This is a genomic window from Sphingorhabdus sp. 109, assembly GCF_902506555.1.
GTDB lineage: Bacteria > Pseudomonadota > Alphaproteobacteria > Sphingomonadales > Sphingomonadaceae > Parasphingorhabdus.
The window spans coordinates 3225437-3242209 of sequence record NZ_LR732707.1; the positions used below are offsets into that span (position 1 = coordinate 3225437).

Genomic DNA, 16773 nt, shown 5'->3' on the forward strand with positions numbered 1-16773 from the left:
CGTCATAGCGCGAGCGGCCCGACCCGCCACTATTGTTATAGGGAGTAAGCCGCCAGCGGGCCACTCGATAGTCAGGCTTTGTTACGCCCTTCACTATGGCTGAAAAGTAGCAATCACAGGTGCTAAATCTTCCCGCCCACTGCGGCCGATAGCGGTTTTAACCGGTCAGCTATCAAAGCTGGCAGTTCGGTTGGTCAAGAGAATCCGTCTAACAGGTTTCTAAATCTTCCAACGGAGAGAATATATGACCGACAACAGGCAATGGCTGATCAATGGGCGTCCCAAAGGGCGCGGACTAGTGGATGATGATTTCAAGAAGGTCGTCACCGAAGTTCCGCAATGTGCCGAAGGCCATGTGCTGGTGAAGACGGAAATTCTCGGCTTCGACCCTGCGCAGAAGGGGTGGATGGAAAATATCGGCGGCTATGTCGCGCCCACCGAAATTGGTGAAGTGATGCGCGGTTCCGGAATTGGCACCGTGGTCGAGTCTTGTCATCCCGGATTTGCCGAGGGCGACAAGGTCATGGGGATGCTGCGCTGGCAGGATTATGCCCATGTTCCCGGCGGCGAGCTGAACAAGGTTCCGGACGATGATTTGCTCGCTGCCAATCTGGGCGCTTTGGGTACGACCGGAATGACCGCCTATTTTGGCCTGCTGAAACATGGCCGGCCCCAGCCGGGCGATACGGTCGTCGTTTCCGGTGCGGCCGGCGCAACCGGTTCGATGGTCGGGCAGATTGCCAAAATCGCCGGCTGCCGCACCATTGGCATTGCCGGGGGTGAAGAAAAATGCAGCTGGCTGACGGAAGAGGTCGGCTATGATGTAGCGATCGACTACAAGAATGACGATGTCCGTGCGCAGTTGAAGGAACATTGTGCGCAGTCAATCAACGTCTTTTACGACAATGTTGGCGGCAAGATCCTGAACGATGCGCTGGCACATATCGCGATGCATGCCCGGGTCGCGATCTGCGGCGGTATTTCCCGCTACGAGCAGGGCGACATGCCGGCCGGTCCTGAGAATTATTTCAACCTGATCTTCAAGCGCGCCAGCATGTCGGGCTTTATCGTCTCGGATTATGCAAGTGAATTTCCCGAAGCGCGCAAACGTATGCGGGAGTGGATCAAGGAAGGCAGAATAACCTTCAAAGAAGATATCCAGAACGGCTTTGACAATATTCCCGCGACATTGAAGCGGTTATTCGCTGGCCAGAATTTCGGCAAGCAAATGCTTCGTCTGGACTGATGGTGCGGATGACATCGCTAACTAAATGCGCAGTGCCAGCATCGTGTCGGCTGACATATGACATGGTTGTCACGAGAGGTTAAGTCATGAGCGATCTTGAAAATTTCCGCATCGAAGTGCGGGCATGGCTGCAAGAAAACTGTCCCGAGGAAATGCGCGACGGGGATATTACCGCCGAAAATCAATGTTGGGGTGGACGCCAATGGGAGTTCCAGTCCGAGGCGCAGAAAATATGGTTCGAGCGGGCCCTGGCCAAGGGCTATACGGTGCCGACCTGGCCCAAGGAATATGGCGGAGCCGGGCTTTCTGCCGACCAAGCCAAGATTCTCGATGAAGAACGCCAGGCGATCAATGCCCGCAAGCCGCTGAGCAATTTTGGCATATCGATGCTTGGCCCCGCCTTGCTGGCCTTTGGTACGCACGAACAGAAGGCGCAGCATCTGACTGCAATTGCGCGGGGCGAAATTCGCTGGTGTCAGGGCTATTCCGAGCCGGGAGCCGGTTCGGATCTGGCCTCGCTCAAGACGAAATGCGAGGACAAGGGCGATCATTGGCTGATCAACGGCCAGAAGGTCTGGACGTCCAATGCCGACATTTCGGACTGGATATTCTGTCTGGTGCGGACCGATTTCGACGCCCCGAAGCACAAGGGTATCACGTTCATCCTGATCGACATGGCCAGCGAGGGCATTAGCGTGAAGCCGATCGTCCTGATTTCCGGCCACTCGCCCTTTTGTGAAACATTTTTCGACAATGTCAAAGTTCCCAAAAGCTATGGCGAGAATAATGCGTCGGTTGTCGGCGAGGTCAATCGTGGCTGGGACGTGGCAAAAAATCTGCTGGTGCACGAGCGCGGGATGCTCGGAACCATGTCACCGTTGCGCGGTACGAGCGGGCCAGAGAGTCTTGGAAAGCATGCAGCCGAGAAAATCGGTCTGGATGCCACCGGGCGTCTGGATGATCCCGCCTTGCGGCAGAGCATAGCGCAGGCTGAGCTGGACGACTGGGCCTATAATTTGACGGTGGAGCGGCTGACCGACGAAGCCAATGCAGGTAGCGGTCTGGGGGCGAAATCCTCGATGCTCAAATATGCCGCATCGGAACTCACCAAGCGCGGCACCGAGTTGCTCATGGAGATCGAAGGCACGACCGGAGCAACCATCGGTGAAGATGGTATCGAATATGGCAGCCTGGCCAACAACTGGCTCTATCACCGGGCCTATTCGATCCTTGGCGGTACCACGGAAGTTCAATTTAACATCATTTCCAAGCGCGTCTTGGGATTGCCGAGCGAATAGAGCGAATTATCATGCCTTTGATATTGAACGAAGAACAAGAAATGCTGCAGGATGCAGCGAACGGTTTTCTGGCTGAAAAAGCGCCGGTTGCCGCTTTTCGCAAGGTGCGCGACAACAAGCCGGCAGACGGTTTCTGCCGTGAGCTTTGGTCCGAGATGGCCGAAATGGGCTGGGCCGGTATCATCGTCGGGGAAGAACATGGTGGCAGCGGTTTCGGCTATGTCGGTGCCGGTGTTCTGGCCGAACAGATGGGCCGCAATCTGACCGCCTCGCCCTTCTTTTCGACGTCTGTTCTGGGTGCAACAGCCATCCAGCAATATGGGACCGAGAAGCAAAAAGCGGAAAATCTGGCGGCAATCAGCAGCGGCGAGACGCTCTATGCGCTGGCCGTCGACGAAGGCCCGCGGCATAACCCCGGCCGGATTGCGTTCTCCGCCATACCGTCGGGCAACGGCTTTACGCTGTCCGGAACAAAGACCTTTGTCGCGGATGGCCATGTCGCAGACAAGCTGATCATTGCAGCCCGAACTTCGGGTGAACAGGATGATCCGCATGGTATCACCCTGTTCCTGGTGGATGCCGACGCGCCGGAAATTACGCGCGAGCATACGCCCATGGTCGACAGCCGCAACGCAGCCAATCTGTCGGTTGATGGCCTGGAAGTCACCGGAGATGATATATTGGGTGAACTGGACGGCGGCTTCGGGGCGCTGGAAGGCATATTGTCTGCTGGTCGGGCCGTGCTGAGCGCGGAAATGTCCGGATCTGCGCAACAGGTGTTCGACGTTACCACCGACTATCTCAAGGAACGCGAGCAATTTGGCCAGAAGATAGGCTCATTTCAGGGATTGCAGCATCGCGCTGCCCAATTGGCGACCGAGATCGAAATGATGAAATCGGCGGTGCTGAAATCGCTGAAAGACCTCGATCAGGATTTTGCCAATGCCGGCATGACCTGCTCGCTGGCGAAGGCCAAGACCGGCCAGGTCGCGCAGCTTGCAACCAAGGAAGCGATCCAGATGCACGGCGGAATCGGCGTAACCGACGAATATGATGTCGGACTTTATTTCAAGCGGGTCCATGTCGCGCAGCAAATGTTCGGCGATGCCGGTTTTCACAGTGATCGCTGGGCAAAAAAGTCCGGCTATTGATCGGGTGGGGAACGGGCTAGGCGCCCTTTACCGTCACGTTGGCTGGTCCGAAATGCGCCGTCATCTTGCCCACCTTGCCGTCGGCATCAAACTCGAAAATATCGATCACGTCCACAACCAGAATATGACCGCCTTGCTGGTTGATTTCGGCGCGGAACGGAAAAGCAGCCGCTTTTGCCGAGATACGGACCGGGCCGGTCAGTTCGACATTGGCGCCACCGGAGAAGGCCTTGGTGTAAAATTCCAGAATATCATTGCCGGATTTGGGCTCTGTGCCAACCGGGTCCTCGACGGCAGCATTGTCGGCATAGAGGTCCATCACCGCCTGCATATCGCCATCGTTGATTGCGGCCAGATATTGGTCGACAATTTGTTTCATATATTCCGGTGTGAGCATCAGGCTTCCTTTCGCTGTATATGGGGCCGGAACTAGAGTGCCGAGGCGTGATAGGCCTCTGCTGAATTTGATAGGGAGAAGAAAATGTCGGGTCAATTGGAAGGCAAGGTGGCGATCGTCACCGGCGGCGCTTCGGGTATCGGGGCAGCGACCGTCGAACGTTTTGTCGAAGAGGGTGCCAGGGTTCTTTCTACCGACGTGCAGGACGCTCTGGGACAGGAGGTTGCGGATGACGCAGGCGCGCTGTTCATGGCGCAGGACGTGAGCGACGCCCGGGCCTGGGACGGGGTAATGGCCAAGGCGCTTGGCGAATTCGGAAGGCTGGACATCCTGGTCAACAACGCCGGCATCGTGATTGGCAAGAATATCGAGGAAATGGATCTCGACAGCTGGCATCATCTGCTCGGCATCAACCTGACCGGCGTGATGCTGGGGTGCCAAAAGGCAATTGGCGCAATGAAGGAAAATCCGGGCGGTTCCAGCGGTTCGATCATCAATATCGCATCGACCAGCGCTTTTGCCGCGCTGCCCGGTGATGTTGCCTATACCGCCTCGAAAAGCGCGGTACGCATGCTGTCCAGATCGGTGGCGGTGTACTGCGCGCAAAGCGGCTTGAATATCCGCTGCAACAATCTGGTGCCCGGCGCCACTCATACCGGCATTATCGACACCGCAGCAAAGAGCGTTCCCGGGATGGTCGAAATGGCGGCCGCCATGTCGCCCTTGAACCGGATCGGGCAAGGCAGCGATCTGGCCGCGGCCGCTGTATATCTCGCGAGTGACAACAGCAGTTTCGCGACCGGCAGCGATCTGCTGGTCGATGGTGGCATGCTGGCGGTGCATCCAGGCTATTGAGGCGCATCCTCCCTAGCCGTTTTGGCAGTTATTTGCCGCCCGCTTTCCCCCTTATAGGATTCGCATAAAAGGAGAGACCTTCGTGAGTGCACAACCGATTGCTGATAATCTGTTTACCGATGACATGGGCGCCCTGTTGGGCGCGCGCAACAGGCAAACAGGCCAGATATTCTTTCCGCTGCCACTAACTCCCGATGACAATATCGAGCCCGTTGTGCTCGGTACGCGCGGCACCGTCTGGACCTATACCGTCCAGCGCTTTCCGCCGAAGCCCCCCTATATCGGACCGACCGATCCGGAGAAGTTCAAGCCCTATGTGGTCGCCTATGTCAGCCTGCCTGACCAGACGATGGTGGAATCTCGTCTGACCGGCATTGATCCGGACGATGTCAAAATCGGCATGGAGGTCGAATTTACGGTGATTCCGCTCGATCCCGATGCGCCGGTGGAAGAGCAGAAGCTCATCCATGCCTTCAAACCTGTTCAGGGAGAATAATCATGTCAGACGTTTGTATCGTAGGAGCCGGCATTCATCCGTTCGGCCGCACCGAAGGGCGCGATGGCATGGACCAAGGCATTTTCGCGGTCCGGCAGGCGCTCGCCGACAGCGGTATCGAATGGAAAGATGTCCAGTTCGCCTTCGGCGGCTCGGCGGCATCGGGCAGCGCCGACAATATGGTGTCGCAGCTGGGCTTGACCGGCATCCAGTTCATCAATGTCTCGAACGGCTGTGCTACCGGCGGCTCTGCGCTCAACGCCGCTGTCAGCGCGATCAAGTCGGGTGAATATGAAATGGGCATGGCGGTCGGTTTCGACAAGCATCCACGCGGTGCCTTCAATGCCGATCCGTCGGCCTACGGTTTGCCCAACTGGTATGGTGAAGCCGGCTATATGCTGACCGTGCAGTTTTTTGGCGCGAAGATCATGCGCTATTTACACGAACATAATATCAGCCGCGAAACATTGGGCCGGGTTGCCGAAAAAGCGTTTCGCAACGGGGTGAAAACCGATCATGCTTGGCGGCGGAGCGAGGTGGACCTGGAAACGATCATGAACGCACCGATGATCTGCGATCCGCTCACCAAATATATGTTCTGTTCGCCCGCCGAAGGGGCCGTCGCGGTCATTCTGGCCAGCGAGAAAAAGGCAAGGGAGCTGGGCGTGCCCATCATTCGCCTGAAAAGCTCGGTGATGCGCACCCGGCCGCCGGGCTCCTTCGAGGTCTTTGCCGCGTCGATCGACAATGAACGCGGTGGCACGGCAACCGAAATCGCGTCCAAGGCTGCCTTTGAGCAGGCTGGCATGGGCCCCGAAGATATCGATATTGCGCAATTGCAGGATACGGAATCCGGTGCGGAAATCATGCATATGGCGGAAAATGGTTTCTGCAAGCCCGGCGAGCAGGAGCAATGGCTGCTGGAAGGGCGCAGCGATATCACCGGTTCACTGCCGATCAACACGGATGGCGGGTGCCTTGCCTGTGGCGAACCTATCGGTGCGTCGGGTCTGCGGCAGGTCTACGAAAATGTCGTGCAGCTGCGCGGCACCGCGGGCGCTCGGCAGGTGCAGGGCGATCCGAAGACTGCTTATACACAAGTCTATGGCGCGCCGGGCGTATCTGCCGTAACGATTCTCCAAAGATAGGAGATTCAATGACGAAGAAGATCAGCGCCGAAGCGCATGACATGGCTGAACGGGTGGAGACATTCGTTCGCGACAAGATTTTTGCTTATGAAAAGGACGAACGGTGCGAAGACCATGGCCCGACCGACGGTCTGGTTCAGGAAATGCGTGCATTGGCCCGAGAAGCCGGTGTCCTGACGCCGCATATCCGTGAAGATGGCAGCCACCTGACCCATCTGGAAACGGCGCTGGTTTTGCGCAAGTCCGGGTTGTCGCCGTTGGGGCCTCTGGCGGTGAACACTTTCGCGCCCGATGAAGGCAATATGTACCTGCTTGGCAAATGCGCGTCGCCTGAGCAGAAGGAGCGGTTTCTTGAGCCGCTCGTATCCGGGCGGGAACGATCAGCCTTTTTCATGACCGAGCCAGCGAGTGAAAATGGTGCTGGTTCCGATCCGATGATGATGCAGACGACGGCCAAGCCCGACGGGAACCACTGGGTAATCAATGGTCGCAAGACGTTCATCACCGGTGCAAAAGGCGCGAAGGTCGGGATCATCATGGCGAAATCCGATGAGGGTGCGACGATGTTCCTCGTCGACCTTCCGGACCCCGCAATCAAGATCGAGCGCGTACTCGACACAATTGACAGCTCGATGCCGGGCAGTCACTCGGTTGTCCAGATTGACAATCTTCGTGTGCCAGCGGACCAAATGCTCGGTGAAAGCGGCGAAGGTTTCAAATATGCCCAGGTGCGTCTGGCGCCAGCGCGTCTAACCCATTGCATGCGTTGGCTTGGCAGTTGTGACCGGGCTCAGGAAATCGCCATCGACTACGCCTGCAAGCGGCAGGCCTTTGGCAAGCCGCTGATCGATCATGAAGGGGTCGGTTTCATGCTGGCGCAGAACCAAATCGATTTGAAGCAGGCCGAACTGATGATCGACTGGTGCGCTTCTATACTCGATACCGGTGCGCTGGGGACAACCGAAAGCTCGATGGCCAAGGTTGCTGTTTCCGAAGCTTTGTTCCGGATTGCCGACAATTGCGTGCAAGTCATGGGCGGTACTGGCCTCAGCAAGGATACAGTGGTCGAACAGGTGTTCCGTGAAGTGCGCGCTTTCCGCGTTTATGATGGGCCGACCGAGGTGCACAAATGGTCGCTCGCCAAGAAAATCAAGAAATCCCACAAAATTGCCAATGAAGGATAATTCATGACCAAAAACCGCAAATTTACACTTGTCAGTCGCCCGGTGGGCGAGCCCAAGGAGAGCGATTTTGCGCTGGTCGAGGAAGATCTGCCGGAACTCGCCGACGGCTCGTTTCTGGTGCGCAATCATTATATCTCGCTCGACCCGGCCCAGCGCGGCTGGATGAGTGATGCCGAAAGCTATATGCCGCCGATCGCTCTCGGTGCGGCGGTTACGGCCAGCACGGTCGGCCGGGTTTTCGAGTCAAGGAATCCCGATTTTCCGGTTGGCCAGTGGGTTGTCGGCCTCAGTGCGATGGAAGAATATTCCGTCGTCGAAGCCGGTGGTTTTACCTCGCCCGTCGATGCTTCGCTGGTTCCTTCGCCAACCAATTTTCTGTCGGTGCTCGGCGCAGTCGGGATGACCGCCTATTTCGGCATGATCGACGATGGCAAGCCCAAGGAAGGTGACACATTGCTGGTCACCGGCGCGGCTGGTGCGGTCGGTTCGCTGGTCGGGCAGATTGGCAAGATCAAGGGCTGCCGGGTTGTCGGCATCGCTGGTGGTGCCGAAAAATGCGCGCGGCTGACCGATCATTATGGCTTTGATGCGGCGATCGACTATCGCGGCAAGAGTCAGGCCGATCTGGAAAAGGAAATTGCAGCGGCAGCCCCTGATGGTGTCGACATCATCTGGGAAAATGTCGGCGGCGAGATTCTCGATGCCGGAATTACCGCGATCAACGAATATGGCCGCGTCGTTCTTTGCGGCCTGATCAGCGAATATAATAGCCCCGAGCCGGTCGGCATTCGCAACCTCTGGTATCTGATCTCCCGTCAGGCGACGATCAAGGGCTTTCTGGTTCGCGATTACCCGCCGCGTTTCGCCGAAGGCATCGCCGATATGGGCAAATGGCTGGCCGAGGGCAAGATCAAGCATGACGAGGATATCGATAAGGGAATCGAGAACAGCTATGCTGCGTTTATGAAGCTGTTCTCCGGTGCCAACCAGGGCAAGATGATCCTCGACGTTTCACCGGAAGAATAGAAGGAATTTTCGCCATGTCCGACAGCAAGCGACAGGTGCTCGACTTCATCGACGCCTGGAACCGGCTCGATTTTGACGCGATCTACGCGGCGATGGCGAACGATATTTTCTATCATAATATCCCGATGGAGCCGTGCGTCGGGATTGATGCTGTCCGGGCCTTTTTCGACGGATCCGGGATGGGTTCCGATGGTGCGGAATGGATCGTTCACCATATAGCCGCCGAGGGCGACGCGGTGCTGACCGAGCGCACCGACAAGTTCCGGATCAACGGACAGTGGATCGCCATCCGCGTGATGGGCACCTTCGAAATGCGTGATGGCAAGATCGCCAAGTGGCGGGATTATTTCGACCTTGCCGAATTCCAGAACCAGATGGCGGCAGCCGTGGGTGCTGCCGCCTCCTGATATCAGGCGGGCTTGTAGAGCACCCCGTTGTCGACCGGATATTCGCCAGCGGTCATGAAGCGGGATTCATCGCTCGCCAGATAGACGCATAGAGCCGCAACATCATTGGGGTGGCCCAGTTCACCAATCTTTATCATTCCGGTTGCCGGCGTTTCTCCGCCGCCAGCGCCAACGGATTCCTGACGCACCATCGGCGTGTCGATCCCGGCGGGATGCAGGCTGTTGCAGCGGATCGGGTAATCCTGCTCCTTGCAATGCAGGGCCACCGATTTGGTCATCGACCGCACGCCACCTTTGGCGGCGCTATAGGCGACAAATGGCGAATAGCCCTGCAAGGCCGCCATCGAACTGAGATTGATGATCGAGCTCGGCTGGTCGTTGGACTTCATCGCTCGCACGGCGCTGCGACATCCCAGAAATACACCGTCGAGCATGATAGAGGTCTGTTTGCGGAACAGTTCGAACGAGCAATCCTCGATTGTTCCGGGGAGGACCAGCCCTGCATTGTTCACCAGAATATGCGGCGTACCGAAAGCGCCTGCCGTCTCCGCGAATATTTTATCCCAGCGCGCCTCGTCGACAACATCCTGCTCCAGGGCGATGGCATTGGCGCCGATCCTCTCGGCGACCTGTTTTGCGGCGTCAATCTCAATGTCGGTTAGCACGACCCGGGCGCCTTCTGCGGCAAATGTTTCGCTGATCGCTTTTCCGAGGCCGGATCCGGCGCCGGTTACGATGGCAATTTTTCCCTTGAGGCGGCCCATTGATCAATCTCCCGTTCTGAATCGTTGCGATGCTTTAGGCGTCGTGCAGCCCGCTGTTGCAATCCCTATTATCGTTAGCATTATCGATAGTGGGTATACGGATTGGCGGCGCAAACGTACTTTTGTTGCGCAGACACCACAGTTTTCATTAGTTGCTATCAAATTGGCTAGCAGAGCGATCCGGAACGCATGCTTAAGATAAACCCCACACTAAGGCTGTAAAACCGCCAAAAACTGGAAAAGGATTCCGGTCGACCCGACCGGGCCATTTGGGAGAGAGCTATGACCAGAAATTCGCCGCGCCACAAAACCAACCTGAAAAGCACAGCAGTCAGATCGCTTCTGCTGAGCTCGGCCGCCGCCACCGCTTGCGCGGCGTTGGCGTCGCCAGCCTTGGCACAAGATTCCGAAGGCATGGATGAGCCAGCCATAATTACCGTTATTGCCCGCAAGCAGACCGAAACTTTGCAGGAAGTTCCTGTCACGGTCACCGCGATTGGCGGCGATACGCTGGAAAAATTCCAGGTCAATGAAATCGCCGATGTGGTCAGTCGTGTGCCTGCACTGAACGTGCAGGTTGGTGGCTCCGGTTCGGGTGGGCAGATCAGCTTGCGTGGTGTCGGTTCTTCCAACATTTCCGCATCATTTGACTCCGCTGTGGCATTTGATTTTGACGGTGTTCAAGTCAGCACCATGCGGATGGTACAAGCCGGATTTTTCGATGTTCAGCAGATCGATGTTCTGAAGGGGCCGCAATCTCTGTTCTTTGGCAAAAGTGCTTCCGCTGGTGTTTTCGCCATTCGTTCCGCCAATCCAACCCAAGACTGGGAAGTGGCAGGCAAGGCATCCTACGAGTTTGAGGAAAAAGGTTATACGCTCGGGGGGCATATCTCCGGTCCGATCACCGATACGCTTGGTATTCGCGTAGCTGCGCAATATCAGGATATTGAAGATTATGTGAAGCTGGCACCGGGAACGCCGGCCTTCAATCCCGATGGCAGTGTCCGGGATTCCAGGGGTATCAGCAATTTCATCAGCCGTGTGACCCTGCAATGGGATCCGGTTGACAATTTCAATGCGAATTTGAAATTGAATTATATCAAGAACAAAAGCGACGGCGCGATTGGGCATACTGATGTAAGTTGCGGCGCAAATGGTGTTGCGGATCCCATCTATCTGTTGTCAGGCGCACTTGTGATCCCGTCGAATGCGGACTGTAACTCCCATGATGGCCTTTACCATACTTCCGATGGTGCGGCCGCCCTGGTATCCAACATTCCGACCGGCTCAGGCGGTGACAATACAAAATTCGAAAACGGCACGCCTTTTGGTGAAACCGAGATTTTCTTCGGCCGTCTGAAATGGGACCTGGGTCTTTCCGATTATCTGACCCTGTCGTCGGTTTCCGGTTATCTGAGCCTCGATGCTGTCGACACCGACTGTTATTCCTATGTCGGGGAATTGGCTCCCGGCGTTCCGGGTGGCGCAGGGTGTAGTGACCCGGTCAACCAGACCGAGCAATTCACGCAAGAGCTTCGTATCACCAGTGACTTTGACGGTATGTTCAATTTCATGATCGGTGCATTTTATGAAAGCCGCGATATCGACTTCAACACTTCGCAGCAGGGCGTGAATATTTCTTTCCTCGGCGCAGATCCCATTACAGGCTTCACCTATGACTGGTATAAGAAGCAGAACACGAAAACCGAAGCGCTATCGTTTTTCGCTAGTGCCACGCTGGATTTGACAGACCAGCTGGAACTGTCGGGCGGTGTGCGTTGGACTGACGAAAGCAAGGTATCGAGAATTACCGTTCCCTATGTTCATTCATTCCTTTCGGCTGGCCCTGCCTTTATCCCGAGCGGCTTTTTCTCGGGGCCCATCAATTTCTCGGACTCCAATTTTTCACCGGAAGCCTCGATCAAATATCAGGCGACGCCCGATATCAATATCTACGCTTCTTTTAAAACCGGCTTCAAATCCGGCGGCATAGACAATAGTGCATTGCCATCCTCTAGCCTGCTTGGCTTCAATGATCCTGATCCTGCTGTTCGTCAGGGGGTCGCCGATGCATTGAAGTTCGATTCCGAAACCGGATTGGGTGGCGAGATTGGCGTGAAAACCCAGTTGGCAAATCGCACGATTACCCTGAATACTTCGGTGTTCTACTATGTCTTTGATGATCTTCAGGTTCAGAATTTCGACGCTGCCGCGGTTCAGTATCAGACTTTTAACGCCAGCCAGTTGACCAGCCAGGGTGTCGATGTCGAATGGGCGTGGCGCACGCCGGTTCAGGGCCTGAACTTCTCCGGCTCGCTTGCCTATACTGACGCAGAATTCACCGCTCCCTTCGTGACCACCTCGGGTGAGGACATCAACGGGCGGGCAGCGGCGCGCGCGCCAAAATTTGCGGCCAATGCAGCGTTTGATTGGTCGATCCCGATGGGCGATTCACTGGAACTCGGATTGAATGGCAACCTGCAATATAGCAGCTCCTATTTCACCAACGAAGATTCGCTGAACGATCTGAAGCAGGACAGCTATGTGTCCATCGACGGGTCGGTTTCGGTTGGGGATCCGGACGGCAAATGGAAATTGTCGCTGGTCGGCGTCAACCTGACCGACAAGATCTGGATCAATACCAGTGCCGGCCGTCCGTTCCTTGAACCGGGTGTTGGGGATGATTTGCTGCTGACGCAAAATCGTGGCCGTCAGGTATTTGTGGAAGCCGCCTTCAAGTTCTAACTGTTTTTCACGGTTGATCTAAACGGGCCGGGGCAGCGCAAGCTGTTCCCGGCCTGTCATTTTTGACGATGCGCTCACCAGCCAAATAGCGAAAGTGACAGTAGCAGGCAGCAAGGGACCTGTTACTCGCTGCGAAACAAGGCGGCAGACAAATAGCCGTCAGTTTTTGGATATGCCTCAGGTCATCACTGAGGTATTTTTTTTTGGAGGTTCTTATGAGTACACAATCGACACGTCTTGCTAAAATATCGCCCTGCCATTCCGTTCGGGGGCTGCTGATGGGTTCGGCGGCGAGCCTGGCTTTCGCCGGCATTGCGGCACCAGCATACGCACAGGACGCTGTCGAATATGATGATAGCAACGTCATCACCGTGGTTGCCCGTAAGCAGACCGAAACTTTGCAGGAAGTGCCTGTGACGGTTACCGCTATTGGCGGCGACACGCTGGACAAATATCAGGTCAATGAAATTGCCGATGTGGTCAGCCGTGTGCCTGCGCTCAACGTGCAGGTCGGTGGCTCGGGTTCTGGTGGCCAGATCAGTCTCCGCGGCGTCGGATCGTCGAATCTTTCGGCAGCGTTCGATTCCGCTGTCGCATTTGACTTTGACGGTGTTCAAGTCAGTACCATGCGGATCGTTCAGGCGGGCTTCTTCGATGTTCAACAGATCGATGTTCTCAAGGGACCTCAGTCACTTTTTTTCGGCAAAAGCGCGTCCGGCGGTGTCTTCGCTATCCGCTCCGCCAATCCGACCCGGGACTGGGAAGTCGCTGGCAAAGCTTCCTACGAATTTGAGGAAAACGGTTACACGCTCGGCGGGCATATTTCCGGGCCGCTCACCGATACGCTCGGCATCCGTGTTGCTGCGCAATATCAGGATATCGAGGACTATGTGAAGCTGGCACCGGGAACCCCGGCCTTCAATCCCGATGGCAGCGTCCGGGATTCCCGAGGGATCAGCAACTTCATCAGCCGGGTGACCCTGCAATGGGATCCGGTTGACAATTTCAATGCCAATCTGAAGCTGAACTATGTCAAGAACAAGAGCGATGGCGCCATCGGTCATACCGACATCAACTGCGGTGCAAATGGCGTGGCGGATCCTGTCTATCTGCTTTCCGGTGCGGTCGTCATCCCTTCGAACGCCGATTGTAACGATCGTGACGGCCTGTATCACACTTCTGATGGCGCAGCGGTTCTTATGGGCAATGTCCCCGACGGATCCGGCGGCGACACCCGTTTTGAAAATGGCATACCTTATGGCGAAACCGATATTTTCTTCGGGCGGCTGAAATGGGATCTGGGTCTTTCCGATTATCTGACCCTGTCGTCGGTGTCCGGCTATCTCAGCCTCGATTCGATCGACACCGACTGCTATGCCTATCTCGGCGAGATCTCGCCTGGTGTACCCGGTAACGCGGGTTGCAGCGATCCTGTGAACAAGACCGAGCAGTTTACTCAGGAACTTCGGATCACCAGTGATTTTGACGGCATGTTCAATTTCATGGTCGGTGCATTTTATGAATCACGCGATATCGATTTCAACACCTCGCAGCAGGGTGTGAATATTTCTTTCCTCGGCGCTGATCCGGTCACTGGCTATACTTATGACTGGTACAAGAAACAGAATACCAAGACCGAAGCGCTTTCGTTTTTCGCCAGTGCAACGCTGGACCTGACGGAAGAGCTGCAGGTTTCCGGCGGTGTACGCTGGACGGACGAGAACAAGACCAGCCGGATTTCGGTGCCTTATGTCCACACTTTCCTGTCATCGGGCCCGGCATTCATTCCAAGCGGCTTTTTCTCCGGACCGATCGAGTTCAGCGACGACAATTTCTCGCCGGAACTGTCGATCCGTTATCAGGCCACTCCGGACATTAATATTTACGGTGCCTTCAAGACCGGCTTCAAATCTGGCGGTATTGACAACAGCGCTCTGCCATCATCCAGCTTGCTGGGCTTCAATGATCCGGATCCGGCTACCCGTCAGGCGGTTGCCGACGCATTGAAATTCAAATCGGAAACCGGTCTCGGCGGCGAAGTCGGGGTCAAGGCGCAGTTCGCCAATCGCACGCTGACGGTGAACACTTCGGTTTTCTATTATGTATTTGATGATCTTCAGGTGCAGAATTTTGATGCCGCTGCGGTCCAGTTCCAGACGTTCAATGCCAGCCAGCTGACCAGCCAGGGTGTCGATGTCGAATGGGGATGGCGCACGCCGGTCGAGGGTCTGAATCTCTCCGGTTCGATTGCTTATACCGATGCGGAGTTTACCGCTCCGTTCGTGACCACATCGGGAGAAGACATTAACGGCCGGTCCGCCGCACGCGCGCCGAAATTCGCCGCCAATGCTGCTTTCGACTGGACAGTCCCGATGGGCGATGCTCTCGAACTGGGATTGAACGGCAACCTGCAATATAGCGGTTCCTATTTCACCAACGAGGATTCCTTCTCGGATATGAAACAGGACAGCTATATCTCGATCGACGGTTCGGTCTCGGTTGGCGATCCGGACGGCAAATGGAAATTGTCGCTGATCGGTGTCAACCTGACCGACAAAATCTGGACCAACACCAGCAGTGGTCGCCCGTTCCTCGAGCCCGGTGTCGGTGACGATCTCGTGCTTACCCAGAATCGCGGCCGTCAGGTGTTCGTGGAAGCCGCCTTCAAGTTCTGATCAACTCCCGTTGATTGATTTTGGCCGGATTGACTCACGTCAATCCGGCCTTTTTTTTGGCGACAATAGCCATTGTGAGAGTAGTCCGCAGTTCGTGAACAACTAATATGGCGAAACGCATAACAACTGGATTGGAGGAGCAAGTCTATGGGACGACTGGAAGGAAAAAGGGCGATAGTTTTAGGGGCTGCCGGCCGCGACAATATGGGGCAGGTAATTGCCAAGCGTTTTCACGATGAAGGTGCCGATGTGCTGGTTGCAGGACGCCACGAAGAGGAGTTGAAGCGCTTTGCCGAGGAGATTGGCGGCCATTACGCACTGTGCGATCTCACCAACGAAGCGGATATCAAGGCGCTAGCCGATAGCGCGAAAAGCCAAATGGGCGGCGTCGATATTGCGGTCAATGCCACCGGACTGGGGTTTCTCAAGCCATTTCTGGAAAACACCAGGGAAGAGCTGGAAACCATGTCAGCGCTGCAGCTGGTCGGGCCGTTCCAATTCTATCAGGAAATGATCAAGGCAATGGGCGATAGCGGATCACTCATCCAGATCAGCTCGGCAACCGCGACGATCATGCTCAACGATCACGCCGCATATATGGGCACGAAGGCGGCAACCGACCATATCATCCGCTGCGTGGCGCATGAATTTGGCGAGCAGGGCATAAGAGCCAACAGTATTTCTCCGGGTCTGACACGCACGCCCATGACCGCTGGTGTCGACCAGGTGCCGGGACTGGTTGAATCCTTCGAGGCGCGCTACCCGCTCGGGCGGATCGGCACCAGCGAGGATATTGCAGCTGCCGCCGTATTCCTGGCCAGCGACGAATGTTTCATGACCGGCGAGAATTTGCAGGTCAACGGTGGACTGTGCCTGCGCGGCAATCCGACCCGCAAGGACCAGGAACTGATGATGGGGGCTGTCGCCGCCGCTTCCTGATCCTAGTCTGCGGGTTTGAACCGCTTCCGGATGTGCGGACGGATTTTCAGGAACTGGATATACAGGGCCTCGAGGATCCGCAGCACAGCCGGAATGCGGGCGAGATGGCCGATTGGCCGCAGGACCGGAATGACGCGCCACATGGCGGCGAATGCGGCCGCACCGGTATATATGTCCCCGTTTACCGAAGCGTGAAACCGGCTGAGCATCAATTGCCGGTCGAGCGGGCAGGACGCGGCGGGCACGGATATATCGATGAAGGAGACGGCATCACGGCAGTCGAGCCGACGCATCAGGGCGATTTCCCGGATACACAGCGGACAGGCGCCGTCGTACCAGACAGTCACCCGGCGCATCGCTGTTTCCCATCACTGCTGCCTTGCTTCACAAGCGTCTCACTATCATTGCAACAGACAGTTAAGCGACGGGATGGCCCATCACC

General features: G+C 56.2%; 15 protein-coding genes. 12 read left to right on the forward strand and 3 right to left on the reverse strand.

The genetic code is table 11. The features are described 5' to 3' along the window. The first annotated feature begins 244 nt into the window (after nt 1-244). From BOSE62_RS15405 to BOSE62_RS15415, 3 genes are all read left to right on the forward strand, one after another. On the forward strand, nt 245-1246 hold the full coding sequence (locus BOSE62_RS15405) for an NADP-dependent oxidoreductase (RefSeq protein ID WP_159647618.1): 1002 nt from the start codon (nt 245-247) through the stop codon (nt 1244-1246). Nucleotides 1247-1332: 86 nt separating this feature from the next. Continuing rightward, nucleotides 1333-2544, forward strand: coding sequence for an acyl-CoA dehydrogenase family protein (locus tag BOSE62_RS15410; protein ID WP_159647619.1), 1212 nt, complete (start codon nt 1333-1335; stop codon nt 2542-2544). Nucleotides 2545-2555: 11 nt separating this feature from the next. Beyond that, nucleotides 2556-3695, forward strand: a complete 1140-nt coding sequence (locus BOSE62_RS15415) for an acyl-CoA dehydrogenase family protein (RefSeq protein ID WP_159647620.1) — start codon at nt 2556-2558, stop codon at nt 3693-3695. Between the two features lie 16 nt (nt 3696-3711). Here BOSE62_RS15415 and BOSE62_RS15420 read toward each other — a convergent pair whose 3' ends face one another. Beyond that, nucleotides 3712-4092, reverse strand: a complete 381-nt coding sequence (locus BOSE62_RS15420) for a nuclear transport factor 2 family protein (RefSeq protein ID WP_159647621.1) — start codon at nt 4090-4092, stop codon at nt 3712-3714. An 84-nt stretch (nt 4093-4176) separates the two neighbouring features. Between BOSE62_RS15420 and BOSE62_RS15425 the strand changes: the two genes are divergently transcribed. The 6 genes from BOSE62_RS15425 (at nt 4177) to BOSE62_RS15450 (ending at nt 9208) form a co-directional block, all read left to right on the forward strand. Further along, nucleotides 4177-4947 (forward strand): SDR family NAD(P)-dependent oxidoreductase, encoded by a 771-nt coding sequence (locus BOSE62_RS15425; RefSeq protein WP_159647622.1) that lies wholly within the window; start codon nt 4177-4179, stop codon nt 4945-4947. Between the two features lie 82 nt (nt 4948-5029). Beyond that, the gene (locus tag BOSE62_RS15430; RefSeq protein ID WP_236554072.1) at nt 5030-5443 is read left to right on the forward strand and encodes a Zn-ribbon domain-containing OB-fold protein; all 414 of its coding nucleotides are present in this window, start codon (nt 5030-5032) and stop codon (nt 5441-5443) included. Further along, on the forward strand, nt 5443-6591 hold the full coding sequence (locus tag BOSE62_RS15435; RefSeq protein ID WP_201295731.1) for a thiolase family protein: 1149 nt from the start codon (nt 5443-5445) through the stop codon (nt 6589-6591). Before BOSE62_RS15430 ends, BOSE62_RS15435 begins: the two co-directional genes overlap by 1 nt. A gap of 8 nt (nt 6592-6599) precedes the next feature. Beyond that, nucleotides 6600-7775 (forward strand): acyl-CoA dehydrogenase family protein, encoded by a 1176-nt coding sequence (locus tag BOSE62_RS15440; RefSeq protein WP_159647624.1) that lies wholly within the window; start codon nt 6600-6602, stop codon nt 7773-7775. A 3-nt stretch (nt 7776-7778) separates the two neighbouring features. Further along, nucleotides 7779-8801, forward strand: coding sequence for an NADP-dependent oxidoreductase (locus tag BOSE62_RS15445; RefSeq protein ID WP_159647625.1), 1023 nt, complete (start codon nt 7779-7781; stop codon nt 8799-8801). A gap of 14 nt (nt 8802-8815) precedes the next feature. Continuing rightward, a complete protein-coding gene (locus tag BOSE62_RS15450; RefSeq protein WP_159647626.1) occupies nt 8816-9208 on the forward strand; it encodes a limonene-1,2-epoxide hydrolase family protein in 393 nt (130 codons plus the stop codon). A gap of 2 nt (nt 9209-9210) precedes the next feature. Here the strand turns inward: BOSE62_RS15450 and BOSE62_RS15455 are convergent, their stop codons facing one another. Continuing rightward, nucleotides 9211-9972, reverse strand: coding sequence for an SDR family oxidoreductase (locus BOSE62_RS15455; protein WP_159647627.1), 762 nt, complete (start codon nt 9970-9972; stop codon nt 9211-9213). Nucleotides 9973-10254: 282 nt separating this feature from the next. Here BOSE62_RS15455 and BOSE62_RS15460 point away from each other — a divergent pair, with 282 nt between their 5' ends. From BOSE62_RS15460 to BOSE62_RS15470, 3 genes are all read left to right on the forward strand, one after another. Further along, nucleotides 10255-12717 carry a TonB-dependent receptor gene (locus BOSE62_RS15460; protein WP_159647628.1) on the forward strand — a complete coding sequence of 821 codons (2463 nt, stop codon included), beginning with the start codon at nt 10255-10257 and terminating at the stop codon, nt 12715-12717. A gap of 215 nt (nt 12718-12932) precedes the next feature. After that, nucleotides 12933-15392, forward strand: coding sequence for a TonB-dependent receptor (locus BOSE62_RS15465; RefSeq protein ID WP_159647629.1), 2460 nt, complete (start codon nt 12933-12935; stop codon nt 15390-15392). A 147-nt stretch (nt 15393-15539) separates the two neighbouring features. Further along, nucleotides 15540-16331, forward strand: coding sequence for an SDR family oxidoreductase (locus BOSE62_RS15470; protein WP_159647630.1), 792 nt, complete (start codon nt 15540-15542; stop codon nt 16329-16331). A gap of 2 nt (nt 16332-16333) precedes the next feature. Here BOSE62_RS15470 and BOSE62_RS15475 read toward each other — a convergent pair whose 3' ends face one another. Next, entirely contained in the window at nt 16334-16687 is a 354-nt protein-coding gene (locus tag BOSE62_RS15475) for a thiol-disulfide oxidoreductase DCC family protein (RefSeq protein ID WP_159647631.1), read from the reverse strand. Nucleotides 16688-16773: the final 86 nt, after the last annotated feature.